Consider the following 15,534-nt stretch of genomic DNA (forward strand, 5'->3'; position numbering starts at 1 on the left):
ACAGGCTTGGTGAACGGCCTCAGTGCGCGGCGTCAGCGATGTGCTGCGTGCCGATCCGCTTGCGGAACACCCAGTACGTCCACGACTGGTAGAGCAGCACGACCGGTGTCGCGACGCCCGCGCACCAGGTCATGATCTTCAGCGTGTACGGACTGGACGAGGCGTTGGTGACCGTGAGGCTCCACTCCTCGTTCAGCGACGACGGCATGACGTTCGGGAAGAGCGTCAGGAAGAGCATCGCGACGGCCGCCGCGATCGTGATCCCCGACAGCGCGAACGACCAGCCCTCGCGCCCGATCTTGATCGCCGCGATGGCACCCACCAGGGCGACCACTGCCACGATCATCGCGACCAGGCTCTTGCCGTCGCCCTTGTCGGTCTGGGTCCAGATCATGAATCCGAGCGCGAGGACGGCGGTGATCAGACCAAGGCCCAGCGCCGTCTTCCGCGCCCGCACCCGGATGTCGCCCACCGTCTTGAGCGAGGCGAACACCGCGCCGTGGAAGGTGAACAGCGTCAGGGTGACGAGCCCGCCGAGGATCGCGTACGGGTTAAGCAGGTCCCAGAAGTTGCCCACGTACTCCTTGTGGGCGTCGATCTTCACGCCCCGCACGATGTTGCCGAACGCGACGCCCCACAGCACCGCCGGGATCAGCGAGGTCCAGAAGATCGCGTGTTCCCAGTTGGCCTGCCAGCGCTCCTCCGGCCGCTTGGCGCGGTACTCGAAGGCGACACCGCGCACGATCAGGCAGATCAGGATGATCAGCAGCGGCAGGTAGAAGCCGGAGAAGAGCGTCGCGTACCAGTCGGGGAAGGCGGCGAAGGTCGCGCCGCCCGCGGTGAGCAGCCACACTTCGTTGCCGTCCCAGACGGGACCGATGGTGTTGATGAGGACCCGCTTCTCGACCCGGTCACGGGCGAGCAGCTTGGTCAGGATGCCGATCCCGAAGTCGAAGCCCTCCAGGAAGAAGTAGCCGATCCACAGGACGGCGATCAGTACGAACCAGACGTTGTGAAGTTCCATGTCCTCGTCGCTCCTTCCTTCAGTAAGAGAAGGCCATGGGCCGGTCGGAATCGGAGTCGGAGTCCGAGTCGGAGTCCTTGCCCGAGCCGGGGCCGCCGATCTTGGTGGGCGGGTTGAGGTCCGCCTCCGTCAGCTCGGGCGGGCCCTTCCTGACGTACTTGAGCAGCAGCTTCACCTCGATCACGGCGAGGATCGCGTAGATCAGCGTGAATCCGATCAGCGAGGTGAGCACCTCACCCTGCGAGACCCCGGGCGAGACCGCGTCCCGGGTGCGCAGGACTCCGTAGACCACCCAGGGCTGCCGCCCCGTCTCGGTGAAGATCCAGCCCCAGGCGGTACCGATGAGGGGGAAGATCAACGTCCACTGCGAGAGCTTCCACCACCAGTTGCCGATCTTCGGCGCGAGCTCCTTGTTCTTGGTGAGCATCAGCTTGGGGATGTCGTCCGCCCCGGTGCGGTGCTCGGGCGCGAGCCAGAACTTCTTCCGCGTCAGCCACAGGCCCGCGGTGCACAGCGCCATCGAGACCCCGCCGAAGCCGATCATCCAGCGGTACGACCAGTAGGCGGTGGGGATGTTGGGCCGGTAGTCGCCGGGCCCGTACTTCTCCTGTGCCTCCTTGTTGAGGTCGTTGATGCCGGGGATCTCGGCGTTGAAGTTGTTCTTGGCGAGGAAGGACAGGACGCCGGGCACCTCTATGGCGACGTCGTTGTGGCCCTTGGCCACATCTCCGTACGCGAAGAGCGAGAACGGCGCCGGCTTCTCGGTCTCCCACAGCGCCTCGGCGGCCGACATCTTCATCGGCTGCTGCTCGTACATCACCTTGCCGAGGGTGTCGGCGCTGACGACGGTGAGCAGGGTGCCGACGAAGGCGGTGACCAGGCCGAGCCGCATCGACATCCGCATGGTGCGGATGTGCTGCTTCTTGCGCAGGTGGAAGATGGCGATGCCGGTCATGAAGGCGCCGCCGACCAAGATGGCCGCCGAGATGACGTGGAAGAAGTTGACGAGTGTCGTCTCCTGGAAGAGCACCTTCGCGAAGTCCGTGAGCTCCGCGCGCTTGGTGCCGTCCCGCTCCACGATCTTGTAGCCGACCGGGTGCTGCATGAAGGCGTTGGCGGCGATGATGAAGTACGCCGACAGGACCGTGCCGATGGAGACGATCCAGATGGTCGCGCAGTGCAGCTTCTTCGGCAGCTTGTCCCAGCCGAAGATCCACAGGCCGATGAAGGTCGATTCGAAGAAGAAGGCGATCAACGCCTCGAAGGCGAGCGGCGCCCCGAAGACGTCACCGACGAAGCGGGAGTAGTCGGACCAGTTCATGCCGAACTGGAACTCCTGCACGATGCCGGTGACGACACCCATGGCGATATTGATCAGGAACAGCTTTCCCCAGAACTTCGTCGCTCTGAGGTAGTGCTCCTTGCCCGTCCGCACCCATGCCGTCTCGAGGATCGCCGTGAGGGCGGCCAGCGAGATCGTCAGGGGGACGAACAGGAAGTGATAGACGGTCGTGATGCCGAACTGCCATCGCGCCAGAGTTTCCGGCGCCAGAGCCAGGTCCACTGCGTCTCTCCTTACTCACCGTGCCCACAGCGGCCGATTGTCCCTTTTATCCCGCTGATCTCCGGACTAACCGGGACACGCTTGTGAACGCGTTCACATTCACAAGCATTATGTCGTACTGACTGTCGGAACCCGAAAGGGGGGTCCCTTACCGACGGGAACGCGAAAGAAGGCCCCGGGGGGTCACCCGAGGCCTTCCTGGGACTTCAACAACGCCACCGCCCAAGGGCGGGCTAGAGCTCCTTGCGGAAGGCCTCCGCCGCCTGCAGGAAGATGTCGTTGGCCTCGGTCTCGCCGATCGTGGCCCGCATCCCCTCACCCGCGAACGGCCGCACGACCACGCCTGCCTTCTCGCACGCCGCCGCGAAGTCGGTCGTACGGTCCCCCAGCCGCAGCCACACGAAGTTCGCCTGCGTCTCGGGCACCGTCCAGCCCTGCCCACGCAGCGCCTCGACCACCCGCGTGCGCTCGCCGACCAGCGAGCCGACCCGGCCCATCAGCTCGTCCTCGGCGCGCAGCGACGCCACCGCCGCGTCCTGCGCGAGCTGGCTCACGCCGAAGGGCACCGCCGTCTTGCGCAGCGCGGCCGCCACCGGCTCATGGGCGACCGCGAAGCCGACGCGCAGCCCCGCGAGTCCGTACGCCTTCGAGAACGTACGCAGCACACAGACGTTCGGACGGTCGCGGTAGATCTCGATGCCGTCCGGCACCTCGGGGTCACGAATGAACTCGCGGTACGCCTCGTCCAGGACGACCAGGACATCGCTCGGCACCCGGTCGAGGAACCGCTCCAACTCGGCCCGGCGGACCACGGTGCCCGTGGGGTTGTTGGGGTTGCAGACAAAGATGAGCCGGGTGCGGTCGGTGATGGCGTCAGCCATCGCGTCGAGGTCGTGCACCTCGCCGTCCGTCAGCGGCACCCGCACCGACGTGGCGCCGCTCACCTGCGTGATGATCGGGTACGCCTCGAAGGAGCGCCACGCGTAGATCACCTCGTCGCCCGGACCCGAGGTGGCCTGCAGCAGCTGCTGGGCGACACCGACGGAGCCGGTACCGGTGGCGATGTGCGAGACGGGCACCCCGAAGCGGTCGGCCAGCTCGCTCATCAGGGCCGTGCAGGCCATGTCGGGGTAGCGGTTGAAGGACCCGGCAGCGGCGAGCGCGCTCTCCATGACGCCGGGGAGCGGCGGATAGGGGTTCTCGTTGGAGGACAGCTTGTAGGCCGCCGGGCCGTCCGCCGCCGCGGGCTTCCCCGGCTTGTAGGTGGGGACCCCCTCCAGCTCGGCGCGCAGCCTCGGGTTCTTCTCGCTCACCGCAGTCCTCCTCGTGGCCAGTCACACTCTTGTCAGTCACACCAGTTCGAATACTGCTTACCTTATGAGGATTCGCCGCCGCTGCGAATGGGCTGCCGACATCGGCGTCCGGACTTCCGACATCGGCGTACGAAACTTCCCGCCTCCGCTCCCGCCGAAGGCGCGCGCAGAGGGGGGAGCGCCCCGTGCTCCCCCATGCGCCGGTGGCTCGCTCCGTGGCGCGCGTCCCTCGTGAAGGTGAGTTGAGACCTCTTCGAGACCTGGCACCTTTGGCAGGCCCGCGCGCGACGATCAGGGGCAGCTACCCATTGAACCGTTCAACTCCCTTGCATTCCAAGGCGATTGCCCCTCTTCCGCCATGCAGAAACGTGCCTGTCAACGAGTGAATATGCGCCCCTGCTACCCACCCTCATGAGCCCTACTATCGGCTCGCCATGACAGCAGCAGGGAAGCACCAGGTGAGCCGAGCGGAGACCGCACGCCGGGGTAACCGGCAGAGTCGAGCGGGCATCAGAGACGTCGCCGCCGCAGCCGGTGTCTCCATCACGACTGTCTCCGACGCCCTAAACGGCAAGGGTCGGCTGCCCGACGCCACCCGACGCCACGTCCGCGAAGTCGCAGAGCGGCTGGGCTATCGCCCGTCCGCAGCGGCCCGCACCCTCCGTACCGGCAAGTCCGGCCTCATCGGCCTGACCGTGACGACGTACGGGGATGAACCTTTCACCTTCACCGAGTTCGCCTACTTCGCCGAGATGGCCAGAGCCGCCACCTCGGCCGCCCTCGCCAGGGGATACGCCCTGGTCATCCTGCCCGCCACCTCCCGTCGCAGCCCCGTCGACGTGTGGTCCAACGTCGCACTCGACGGCACCGTGGTCGTCGATCCCTCGGACCACGACCCCGTGGTCAGCGAGCTGGTCCGACAGGGCCTGCCGGTGGTCTCCGACGGCCGCCCGGCAGGTTCCCTGCCGGTCACCGCCTGGGTCGACAACGACCACGAGGCCGCGGTCCTTGAGATCCTCGACCACCTGGCCGCCGCCGGCGCACGCCGGATCGGCCTGCTCACCGGCACCACCACGGACACGTACACCCATCTGTCCACGACGGCCTATCTGCGCTGGTGCGAACGCGTCGGGCAGGACCCGGTCTACGAGTCCTATCCCGCGCACGACCCCTGCGCGGGCGCCGTCGCCGCCGACCGCCTGCTCGCCAGGCCCGACCGCCCCGACGCCGTCTACGGCCTCTTCGACCCCAACGGCACCGACCTGCTCGCCGCCGCCCGGCGGTACGGCCTGCGCGTCCCCGACGACCTGCTGCTGGTCTGCTGCAGCGAGTCGACGGTGTACGCCACCACGGAACCGCCCATCACCACGCTCTCGCTCAAGCCGCGGCGCATCGGCACAGCCGTCGTCCAGCTCCTCATCGACGCCATCGAGGGTCTCGATTCGGAGCGCCCCGTCGAGCAGGTGATACCGACCGAACTGATCGTGCGCACCTCGTCCGAGCGACGTCCGCCGCGCACGACGGTCAGCCCGCCCCGCTCGCCCGGCTCCGGCTGATCGCTCCCGTCCACACTCCCGGCCCGGGCAGAGGTCGGCATACTCCCCGCCACCAGCGGGGAAACCTCTGCCCAATTCGGGAGAAAAGCGCGGTGAACCGGGGTCCGGCACCGATTCACCACCCCTGGTGCACCACACAGCGGGAGCCGCATTCCTATGATGGGCGGACGACACCGCGGGCCGCTGCGACCAAGCAGTCCGATCTCGGTGCAGATGCGGCGCAATGGTGGTGGAGGGGTCGATGACTCAGGGGGCCGGTCAGGGACCCGATGTGCGGACGGCGACGCTTCGCGACTTCCGCGTACCCGCGTACGTCCATGAGACGACCGTTCCCGCTCCGGTGAGCCCAGGGACTCAGGGCGTGGCGCCGGATGAGGGGTACACCCCCACCCAGCGCGATCTGCCCGTCATCAACCGTGGCGACACCGTCCAGGTGCAGGTCATGCCGGAGCCCCCGCAGCCGCGGGTGAGCGAGGAGCACGGCCCCCTGTTCGTCGTCGGGGACGTGCACGGGTATCTGGACGAGCTCGTCGCGGCCCTCCAGGAGCAGGGCCTCATCGATGCCGAGGGCAACTGGTCCGCGGGCAACGCGCGCCTGTGGTTCCTCGGTGACTTCACCGACCGTGGGCCCGACGGCATCGGCGTCATCGACCTCGTGATGCGGCTGTCCGCGGAGGCCGCCGCCGCCGGCGGCTACTGCAAGGCCCTCATGGGCAACCACGAGCTGCTCCTGCTCGGCGCCAAACGCTTCGGGGACACCCCGGTGAACTCCGGCGCGGGCACCGCCACCTTCCAGGCCGCCTGGCTCCTGAACGGCGGGCAGAAGACCGACATGGAGCGCCTGGAGGACCACCACCTGCAGTGGATGGCCCGCCTCGACGCGATGGAGGAGGCCGACGGCCACCTGCTCGTGCACTCCGACACAACCGCCTATCTGGATTACGGTGACTCGATCGAGGCGGTGAACGACACCATCCGCGAGACACTCACGCGCAACGACGCCGACGAATGCTGGGACCTCTTCCGCAAGTTCACCAAGCGCTTCGCGTTCCGCGACGAGTCCGGCCCCTCGGCCGTACGCGAACTTCTCGACATGTACGGCGGCACACGCATCGTCCACGGTCACAGCCCCATCCCCTACCTCCTGGGAGATGTCGGCTCCGAGGACGAGTCGGACGGCGGCGGCCCGGTCATCGAGGGCCCGCACGTCTACGCCGACGGTCTGGCCATCGCCATGGACGGCGGAGTGACCATGGCCGGAAAGCTGCTGGTCTGCCAACTCCCCCTGGGTATCTGAGCGTTCTCTGGGCAGGTGCCCCCCTACACGATCACGCTGGCCAGGGGGGCAATTTCCGGAAACCCCCTGTCACCGCGTGCCGTCACGGCTCTACCATCGGCTTATCCGTAGCAGGCTCCCCTCCGTTTCTGCCCAACGGCTCGTAGCCATGCGAGCCTCAGCCCTACGGAGCATCGGGGGATGCACATGAACAGCGCTCCACACCTGCTCAATGAGGACCGCCCCGAGTACGAGCGGATCCTCGATGAGGCGCTGCGCACCGCACCAGACCGTCCCGAACTCGCCGCAGTGGGCCAGCGGCTCAACACCGAACAACTGCGCACCATGGCCCTGAACGCGACAGCGCTGATCACGGCCGCTGCCGCGGCCGAGTACGCGCACTACGTGAAGGTTCGCGAGGAGTTGCGCGAACCTCGACCGACGTCCACTTCGATCCGCGAAGGGAGCGGACAGAGCGCCGCGGAGTCGGGTTCCGGCGGCGTCAGCCTCGCCACCACGATGGGCGAGGTAGCCGAGCCGGCAGCAGCGGGAGCCGGGGCGATCGCTGTCGTCGCGGTCCTCGCGCCCGTCCTCGCGGGGACGGCCGCCGCGATCTTCCTGCTCGTCGGCTACATCCTGAAGATGCTCAACCCCGAGCCCGCCTTCGCGGACACCCTGCTCACCGCGGGATGGCTGTTCGGCGCGCTCACCGCCGGGGGCATCCTGGTCGCCGCGGGCGGTCTGCTCCTGACCGCCCTGCGCAACGGCTCCACCTCGCTCCAGGCAGATCTGCACGGCGAGCGGTACGAGGCGGTGTCCCGCGCCAGGGAAGCCTGGGGCCAGGCGCTCCTCGATCGGGGCATCGTGCCGTTCCTGCGCGAGGCCCTGACGGAGCCGGGCGGTGCATCCGCCGCCCGCACGCCGTCAGTGCACCCGAGCGGTTCGGGAGCCAACGGCCGCATGCCGCAACTCGGCTATCACCGGCCGGGGTTCAGCAGCCCGGACGGCGGCAGGACGGGGCCGCGGCCGAGCTACTCGAGCCCCGACTTCTCCAGCCCCGACTTCGGCGGGCCCGACCACAAGCCGGAGTAGCGGATCGGCCGAACCGCAACGCTTCGGGGCTGCGACACCGCTTCGTGGCCCCGCCACCGACCGGGGGCGGGACCACGGAGCCTGAGTCACTGGGCCTCAGTCGGCGATCGGCAGATAGACCCGGTTGCCCGCGGCCGCGAACTCCTTGGACTTCTGCTCCATCCCCGCCTCGATGTCCTCGGAACCGAGGTCACCGCCGTGCTGGCGCCGGATGTCCTGCGAGATCTTCATCGAGCAGAACTTCGGCCCGCACATCGAGCAGAAGTGTGCCGTCTTCGCGGGCTCGGCCGGCAGGGTCTCGTCGTGGAACTCCCGTGCCGTGACCGGGTCGAGGGCCAGGTTGAACTGGTCCTCCCAGCGGAACTCGAAGCGTGCGTCCGAGAGCGCGTCGTCCCAGTCCTGTGCGCCCGGGTGGCCCTTGGCGAGGTCCGCCGCGTGCGCCGCGATCTTGTACGTGATGACACCCGTCTTCACGTCGTCGCGGTTGGGCAGGCCCAGGTGCTCCTTGGGCGTGACGTAGCAGAGCATGGCCGTACCCCACCAGCCGATCATCGCGGCGCCGATGCCGGAGGTGATGTGGTCGTAGGCGGGCGCGATGTCCGTGGTCAGCGGGCCGAGCGTGTAGAACGGCGCCTCTTCGCAGATCTCCTGCTGGAGGTCGATGTTCTCCTTGATCTTGTGCATCGGGACGTGACCGGGGCCCTCGATCATCGTCTGTACGTTGTGACGCTTGGCGATCGTGTTGAGTTCCCCGAGCGTCCGCAACTCGGCGAACTGCGCCTCGTCGTTGGCGTCCGCGATCGATCCGGGCCGCAGACCATCGCCGAGCGAGTACGTCACGTCGTACGCCGCGAGGATCTCGCAGAGCTCCTCGAAGTGCTCGTAGAGGAAGCTCTCCTTGTGGTGCGCGAGACACCAGGCGGCCATGATCGAGCCGCCGCGCGAGACGATGCCGGTCTTGCGGCGCGCGGTGAGCGGCACGTACGGGAGGCGCACTCCCGCGTGGACCGTCATGTAGTCCACGCCCTGCTCGGCCTGCTCGATGACCGTGTCCTTGTAGATCTCCCAGGTCAGCTCCTCGGCCTTGCCGTCGACCTTCTCCAGGGCCTGGTAGAGGGGGACGGTGCCGATCGGCACGGGGGAGTTGCGCAGGACCCACTCGCGGGTGGTGTGGATGTTGCGGCCCGTGGAGAGGTCCATGACCGTGTCGGCGCCCCACTGGGTCGCCCAGGTCATCTTGTCCACCTCCTCCTCGATGGAGGAGGTGACCGCGGAGTTGCCGATGTTGGCGTTCACCTTCACCAGGAACTTCTTGCCGATGATCATCGGCTCGATCTCCGGGTGGTTGACGTTGGCGGGAATCACCGCGCGGCCCGCGGCGACCTCTTCCCGCACGGTCTCGGGGTCCATGCCCTCGCGGATCCCGATGAACTCCATCTCGGGCGTGATCTCGCCGCGCCTGGCGTACGCGAGCTGCGTCACCGCCTGGCCGTCGCGGCCACGCCGCGGCTGGCGGGGGCGGCCGGGGAAGACCGCGTCGAGGTTCTTGAGCCCGCCGCGGGGCGAGGTGTGCTTGATGCCGTCGTCCTCGGGACGCGGCGGTCGGCCCACATACTCCTCGGTGTCGCCGCGGGCGATGATCCAGTTCTCCCGCAGCGGCGCCAGGCCGCGGCGAACGTCGGTCTCCGCCGACGGGTCGGTGTACGGGCCCGAAGTGTCGTACAGGGTGACGGCCTTGCCATTGGTGAGGTGCACCTGGCGGACCGGCACACGCAGATCGGGGCGCGAACCCTCGACATACGCCTTGTGCCAGCCGATGGACTTCCCGGCCTCGTCGCTCTGGTTCTGCGTCGAGGCAGGCGTGCGTGCGTCCGATGTGGTCATGAGACCTACTCCCTACGCCGGCATTACCCGGTAACAGGTTCGGCGGTCGACGCAGCGGCTTCCGTACGGTTCGTGCACATCTCGTGCCGATTCGTACGAAGGTCAGCGCCCTCTCAGCCCGGTGCTCCGAGCTCCCGCGATTGCAAAGGTGGCTCCACGCTAGCGTCATGTCGGGCGCGCTGAACAGAGGGCCCCTACCGTTCTTGCGATGATCGGGCAGTGACCACCACAGAGCCGCCGCCCCCACCGCCCTCGCAGCCGCCTGTTTCCGCGACGCCTCCGGAGGGGCACGGACACGGGCATTCGCACAGCCACGGCCCGGCCGCGCCGGTCTCGAAGCATCTGCGCAAGGTCATCGCCGCGGTACTGATTCCCTTCGCCACCGCGGTCGTCGTGGGCCTGATGGTGCTGTGGCCGGGTGGCACGCCGAGCCATGAACGCACCGGCGTCGGATTCGACCGGCAGACACAGTCGGCGAAGGTCACGAAGGTGCGGGAGCTGCCCTGCAAGGACCTCAGCCCTTCGCAGACCCCGCCGAACGGAGACACCTCCACGGCCGAGGGCCAGTCCGCACAGTCCGCGGCGACGGGCACCTGCAAGAAGGCGACGGTCGAGGTGACCAGCGGCGACGACAAGGGCCGCACCTTCACGGAGATCATCCAGCCGGACTCGCCGCGCCAACTGAAGCAGGGCCAGCAGGTGGTGGTCGCCTACGAGCCCAAAGCCCCCGAAGGCCTGCAGTACTCCGTCATCGATGTGAACCGCAAGATGCCGATGGCGCTGCTCGCCGGCATCTTCGCGCTCGCCGTCGTGGTCGTGGGCCGACTGCGCGGCGTAATGGCCCTGGTCGCACTCGCCATCAGCTTCATGGTGCTCACGTTCTTCATCCTCCCGGCGATCCTGCAGGGATCGAACCCCCTGGTCGTGGCGGTGATCGGGGCGAGCGCCATCATGCTGATCGCGCTCTATCTCTGCCACGGCCTGACAGCCCGGACATCGGTCGCGGTACTCGGCACGCTCATCTCCCTCCTGCTCATCGGCCTGCTCGGCTCGCTCTTCATCGGCTGGGCCGCGCTGACCGGCAACACGGACGACAACACCGGCCTCATTCATGGCCTGTACCCGTCCATCGACATGAGCGGCCTGCTGCTCGCGGGCGTCATCATCGGCTCGCTCGGTGTCCTCGACGACGTGACGGTCACCCAGACCTCCGCCGTCTGGGAACTGCATCAGGCCAATCCGACGATGGGCTGGCGTGGCCTGTACCGCGCGGGCATCCGCATCGGCCGCGACCACATCGCCTCGGTCGTCAACACCCTCGTCCTCGCCTACGCGGGTGCCGCGCTGCCCCTGCTGCTGCTCTTCTCCATCGCGCAGTCCAGCGTGGGCACGGTGGCCAACAGCGAGTTGGTCGCCGAGGAGATCGTGCGCACCCTGATCGGCTCGATCGGCCTGGTCGCCTCCGTACCCGTGACGACGGCGCTGGCCGCACTGGTCGTCTCGGCGGACCGCACCACCGGCTCCGGCGCCGCCACGGGGGCAGTCGTGGGCAGCCGCGACGGAGGCAGTGCGACGGGCGGCGGGGCGATCCGGGCGCCCCGCGGGGGGAAGGGTCGGCGCCGCAAGCGCTAGATCTCCAAATGCATCAAAATGCCATCAGCCTCCGCCTGTTGACGTCATCGGCTCAACCTGCGTTCTGCTCTTCTCCGAGGATCCGGTCGAGCGCCTCGTCGAGATGTGTCTCGAAGTCGGCGAGCGCCCGCTCCTGCCCCAGCGGCACCAGCTTGTCCGTACGGTCGAGGAAGGCGAGCAGCGGAGGGATGCCCACCCTGAACCGCGCCTGATCGGCGCCGACCTGAAGCCTGATCAGGGCCTCGTCGAGCATGGCGGAGTCGGTGGGTTCGACGCGCACATCCCCGTCCCCACACGGCCTGCCCACCCCGTCGACCAGCAGCTCCCGGCCGAAGGTCCAGGTCACCGGGGCGTCCCCCGGCAGATGGAACGTCAGCCGCACGGCATAGGGGTCCGCGAGCTCGTAGCGCAGCTCCACCGGGATGCGAAACGACAGCTCCTCGGAAACGAGGAAGCTCATCATGACCTCTGCCTGCACCGTCTCGCCCATCGCGCCCTACCCCGTCACTTGGCCCTCAAGTGGCCAGGAACCAGCTCCCTGACACATCTGGCATCTTGCTTAACGTGAGCACCAGATCACAAGGAGTGAGTTTTCAGATGCTGATAGAGAAGGCGAGTGTCCCTAGTAGCTTTCCGATCTCCCGCTGCAACTTTTCGGCCGCCGGCAGCAGTCGATCGGCTTGCGAGGAGGGTACGGAAATGGCCATGGTCGCCGCGGTGTCCCCGGCCATGATCGGGACAGCCGCGCAGAGCGTCCCGAGCGCGTACTCCTGGCGCTCCACGACGGGCCGCATGCGCTCCATCGCGTCGAGCCGCCGGATGAACGTGCGGTCGTCCCGGACCGAGTAGCGCGTGATCGACTGAACCGGATAGCGGTCGAGGTGGTCCTGTCTTGCCTTGTCGTCGAGCTGGCTCAGCAGGCACTGGCCGATCGCGTGGGCATGTCCCGTCTCCCGGAAGTCCGCCCACTCCTCGACGGCGGGGTTGCCCGGGGTGTCCGCGACGGCCATGATTTCGATCTCCCCCTCCCGGTAGACGGCGAAGTACACGGGGACGCCGATGGTGTCGCGCCAGTGCGCCAGGGCCTCGTCGATCCTTGCGCGTCGGTTCTGCTGCGCTCCGCTGCTGCTCAGCCGCTCGGCTGCCTCGCCGAGCACGAACACGCCCTTGTCCCGGCGCAGATAGCCCTCGTGGGTCAGGGTGCGGAGCAGGTGGTACGCGGTGGGGAGCGCGATTCCTGCCTCCCGCGCCAACTGCTTTGCGGGCGCCCCGCTCTGGTGCGACGCGGCGGCTTCCAGCAGGCGCATCGCCCGCTGCACGGAGCCGATGAGGGTGGGCCCGCCGACGGAGTCTGTGCCGGTGGCGGAGTCTGTGCCCGTGACGGAGTCCGTGCCGGTGGCGGTGGCGGGGGCCGTGCCGGCCGGTGATGTGGTGGCGTCGACCGGCGAGCTGGTGGTGTCGACCGGTGAGGTGCTGGTGTCGACCGCGGCCAAGGTTCACTCCCGAAGCGCGTGGAGGGTCCGCCCGTGCCCGGGTAGCGAGGGAAGAGCGGTACGCGTATACCCGTCCGCGGGGATCGGCCCCCACGTCGGATTCCGGACTCTAATCCTCGGCCACCGTCCTACGGCGCCCCACTGGGAAACTTCCCCCGCCCGAGGGAACCCTCGGCAAGAATCACCAGTCGGTGCGCGACGAGGACGAGCCGGATATGAACTTCCGTACGACATAGATGAGTCCGCCGACCAAGGCTACGAACAGGAGTGCCTTGAAGAGCAGGCCGACCACGAATCCGACCACGGTCGCTATCAAGCTGCCGAACACGACGAGTGCGACGACCGGCACGGCCACCCACTTCACCCACCACGGCATTCCCGCAAAGATCTCCTTGGTTGCCATCGTCCTTACCTCTCTCCGCTCTGTTTCTGAATCTCCGCAGGTTCCTGGCTTCTTGCATTCGATGCTAGGGCGCCGAAGGGCTCCGCGGGGGCCTCGGAGCCCTTGTCCTCCCCTGATCCGACCCTTAGGGAACCCCGAGGTCGGAGCCCTGAAGAGGTCAACCTGCGGAGGGAGATCAGGACTCCCGGGGAGGGGAGATCAGGACTCCGGAGGAGAGAACACTACGAGCACCCGCAGGTCCTCGCTGATGTGGTGGAACTTGTGGGCGACACCGGCCGGCACGTAGACCACGCTGCCCCGCGCCACCTGCGTCGTCTCCATGCCCACGGTGATCGCCGCGCGCCCGCTGACGACCATGTACACCTCGTCCTGCCCGTGCGGCTGCTGCGGATCGGTGTCCCCGGCATTGAGCGCGTACAGCCCGACCGACATGTTCTTCTCGCGCAGGAACTGCAGATACGCGCCGTCGTTAGCGGCACGCTCCGCCTCCAGCTCGTCCAGCCGGAAAGCCTTCATCGCCGTCGTACACCCCTCGCTGATGACCGTGCTGCCACTGCGCGCCCTGCTGCTCGCGGGCCCAGGTGGGCCGACCGTTCCCGGCCCGTGTCTGCCACGATCAGACACATGAAGAATTTCGTAGTCAAGACGATCGCGAACGCCGCGGCCCTGGCCGTCGCCGTATGGCTGCTCGACAAGATCACCCTGACCGGCGACAGCACGGGCAAGAAGGTCGGCACGCTCATCGTCGTCGCCCTGCTCTTCGGGCTGGTGAACTTCCTGGTCAAACCCGTGGTGAAGGTCCTCACCTTCCCCCTGTTCATCCTGACCCTCGGCCTGATCACCCTGGTGGTCAACGCCCTGATGCTGCTGCTCACCTCGTGGCTGGCCGACAAGTTCGACGTGAGCTTCCACGTCGAGGGGTTCTGGACCGCCGTTCTGGGTGGCCTGATCATCTCGGTCGTGTCGTGGGCCATGAACGTCGTCCTGCCCGACGACAACGACTGACCGAGCGGTCCGGGGCGTACCCGAGAATGGTGGCGGCGGCGAGCGAAGGCCTGCTCGACGCAGTACGTGAAGCAGTGGAAAGGCGGGCGGCATGACGGAATCGGGACCCATAGGAAACAACGGCGCCATCGGCGACGGTACGCGGGCGGTCCGGGTCGGACTGCCCGAGCCGGTGAAACACGAGCCGACGCTGCCCGGTCCTGTCTTCGCCGCGCACTTCCACCTGCCGGGCGACCCCACGGGCGGCTACGCCTACGGGCGCGACGACAACCCCACCTGGACGCATCTGGAGCGCGCCATCGGCGAGCTCGAGGCGCCGGACTCGGGTGCGGACGTCGAGACTCTGGTCTTCGCCTCCGGCATGGCCGCGATCTCGGCGGTCCTGTTCTCGCAGCTGCGCGCCGGTGACGCGGTGGTCCTGCCGGACGACGGCTATCAGGTCCTTCCGCTGGTCCGCGAGCAGCTCACGGCGTACGGCATCGAGGTGCGCACCGCCCCGACGGGCGACGACGCCCAGCTCGACGTCCTGGACGGCGCCAAGCTGCTGTGGATCGAGACGCCGTCCAACCCCGGGCTCGACGTGTGCGACGTGCGGCGGCTCGCCGATGCGGCACACGCGCGTGGCGTGCTGGTGGCGGTGGACAACACCCTGGCGACACCGCTCGGCCAGCGCCCTCTGGAACTCGGCGCGGACTTCGCGGTGGCCAGCGGCACCAAGATGCTCACCGGCCACGGGGACATCCTCCTGGGGTACGTCGCCTGCCGTGACGCGGAGCTGACGGCGTCGGTGCGGGGCTGGCGCAAGATCGTCGGGGCGATCCCCGGGCCGATGGAGGCCTGGCTCGCGCATCGCTCACTGGCCACGCTGCAGCTGCGTGCCGACCGGCAGAACGCGAATGCCCTGGCCCTCGCCGAGGCCCTGCGCGGCCGCGCAGAGGTGGCAGGACTGCGCTATCCCGGACTGCCCGACGACCCCTCGTACAAGGTCGCCTCGCGGCAGATGCGCCGCTTCGGGTGCGTGCTCTCGTTCACGCTGCCGACGCGCGGCCGTGCCGAGCGTTTCCTCGGAGCGCTGCGTCTGGTCGACGACGCGACCAGCTTCGGCAGCGTGCGGTCGACGGCCGAGCGCCGCGGGCGCTGGGGTGGCGACGCCGTTCCGGAGGGCTTCATCCGCTTCTCCGCGGGCGCCGAGGACCCCGACGACCTCGTGGCGGACGTGCTGCGTGCGCTGGACGAGGTGTCCGCTTCCGACGACTGACCGGCCCCGGGCGCTCGCTCCGGCACCCCGGCTA

At 68.2% G+C, this 15,534-nt stretch carries 14 protein-coding genes; 6 read left to right on the plus strand and 8 right to left on the minus strand.

What is annotated here, in order from left to right:
- Nucleotides 1–19: 19 nt before the first annotated feature.
- The 3 genes from cydB to hisC form a co-directional block, all read right to left on the minus strand.
- On the minus strand, nucleotides 20–1,024 hold the full coding sequence (gene cydB, locus AC068B_RS24500; protein WP_478673821.1) for a cytochrome d ubiquinol oxidase subunit II: 1,005 nt from the start codon (nucleotides 1,022–1,024) through the stop codon (nucleotides 20–22).
- Between the two features lie 19 nt (nucleotides 1,025–1,043).
- Nucleotides 1,044–2,588, minus strand: a complete 1,545-nt coding sequence (locus tag AC068B_RS24505) for a cytochrome ubiquinol oxidase subunit I (protein WP_468565606.1) — start codon at nucleotides 2,586–2,588, stop codon at nucleotides 1,044–1,046.
- Between the two features lie 233 nt (nucleotides 2,589–2,821).
- Nucleotides 2,822–3,901 carry a histidinol-phosphate transaminase gene (hisC, locus tag AC068B_RS24510; RefSeq protein WP_356261163.1) on the minus strand — a complete coding sequence of 360 codons (1,080 nt, stop codon included), beginning with the start codon at nucleotides 3,899–3,901 and terminating at the stop codon, nucleotides 2,822–2,824.
- Nucleotides 3,902–4,335: 434 nt separating this feature from the next.
- On the opposite strand from hisC, the gene AC068B_RS24515 reads away from it, so the two are divergent.
- From AC068B_RS24515 to AC068B_RS24525, 3 genes are all read left to right on the plus strand, one after another.
- Entirely contained in the window at nucleotides 4,336–5,457 is a 1,122-nt protein-coding gene (locus AC068B_RS24515) for a LacI family DNA-binding transcriptional regulator (RefSeq protein WP_478673822.1), read from the plus strand.
- Between the two features lie 226 nt (nucleotides 5,458–5,683).
- A complete protein-coding gene (locus AC068B_RS24520; protein WP_478674160.1) occupies nucleotides 5,684–6,754 on the plus strand; it encodes a metallophosphoesterase in 1,071 nt (356 codons plus the stop codon).
- A 180-nt stretch (nucleotides 6,755–6,934) separates the two neighbouring features.
- The gene (locus tag AC068B_RS24525) at nucleotides 6,935–7,825 is read left to right on the plus strand and encodes a hypothetical protein (protein WP_468565610.1); all 891 of its coding nucleotides are present in this window, start codon (nucleotides 6,935–6,937) and stop codon (nucleotides 7,823–7,825) included.
- Nucleotides 7,826–7,921: 96 nt separating this feature from the next.
- Here the strand turns inward: AC068B_RS24525 and thiC are convergent, their stop codons facing one another.
- Complete coding sequence (thiC, locus tag AC068B_RS24530) at nucleotides 7,922–9,709, minus strand: phosphomethylpyrimidine synthase ThiC (protein WP_478673823.1); 1,788 nt, start codon at nucleotides 9,707–9,709, stop codon at nucleotides 7,922–7,924.
- A gap of 219 nt (nucleotides 9,710–9,928) precedes the next feature.
- Here thiC and AC068B_RS24535 point away from each other — a divergent pair, with 219 nt between their 5' ends.
- Nucleotides 9,929–11,341 carry a YibE/F family protein gene (locus AC068B_RS24535; protein WP_478673824.1) on the plus strand — a complete coding sequence of 471 codons (1,413 nt, stop codon included), beginning with the start codon at nucleotides 9,929–9,931 and terminating at the stop codon, nucleotides 11,339–11,341.
- 52 nt (nucleotides 11,342–11,393) lie between these two features.
- Here AC068B_RS24535 and AC068B_RS24540 read toward each other — a convergent pair whose 3' ends face one another.
- From AC068B_RS24540 to AC068B_RS24555, 4 genes are all read right to left on the minus strand, one after another.
- A complete protein-coding gene (locus tag AC068B_RS24540; RefSeq protein ID WP_356261148.1) occupies nucleotides 11,394–11,831 on the minus strand; it encodes an SsgA family sporulation/cell division regulator in 438 nt (145 codons plus the stop codon).
- A 103-nt stretch (nucleotides 11,832–11,934) separates the two neighbouring features.
- Entirely contained in the window at nucleotides 11,935–12,648 is a 714-nt protein-coding gene (locus AC068B_RS24545) for an IclR family transcriptional regulator (RefSeq protein WP_478674161.1), read from the minus strand.
- 367 nt (nucleotides 12,649–13,015) lie between these two features.
- Complete coding sequence (locus tag AC068B_RS24550; RefSeq protein WP_356261145.1) at nucleotides 13,016–13,237, minus strand: DUF5326 family protein; 222 nt, start codon at nucleotides 13,235–13,237, stop codon at nucleotides 13,016–13,018.
- Nucleotides 13,238–13,435: 198 nt separating this feature from the next.
- A complete protein-coding gene (locus AC068B_RS24555; RefSeq protein WP_356261142.1) occupies nucleotides 13,436–13,753 on the minus strand; it encodes a cupin domain-containing protein in 318 nt (105 codons plus the stop codon).
- A gap of 108 nt (nucleotides 13,754–13,861) precedes the next feature.
- Here AC068B_RS24555 and AC068B_RS24560 point away from each other — a divergent pair, with 108 nt between their 5' ends.
- Both AC068B_RS24560 and AC068B_RS24565 read left to right on the plus strand, forming a co-directional pair.
- Complete coding sequence (locus AC068B_RS24560) at nucleotides 13,862–14,242, plus strand: phage holin family protein (RefSeq protein WP_356261139.1); 381 nt, start codon at nucleotides 13,862–13,864, stop codon at nucleotides 14,240–14,242.
- Nucleotides 14,243–14,333: 91 nt separating this feature from the next.
- A complete protein-coding gene (locus AC068B_RS24565) occupies nucleotides 14,334–15,500 on the plus strand; it encodes a cystathionine gamma-lyase (RefSeq protein ID WP_478673825.1) in 1,167 nt (388 codons plus the stop codon).
- The last annotated feature ends 34 nt before the right edge of the window (nucleotides 15,501–15,534 follow it).

Source organism: Streptomyces sp. NPDC042371 (genome assembly GCF_056437465.1).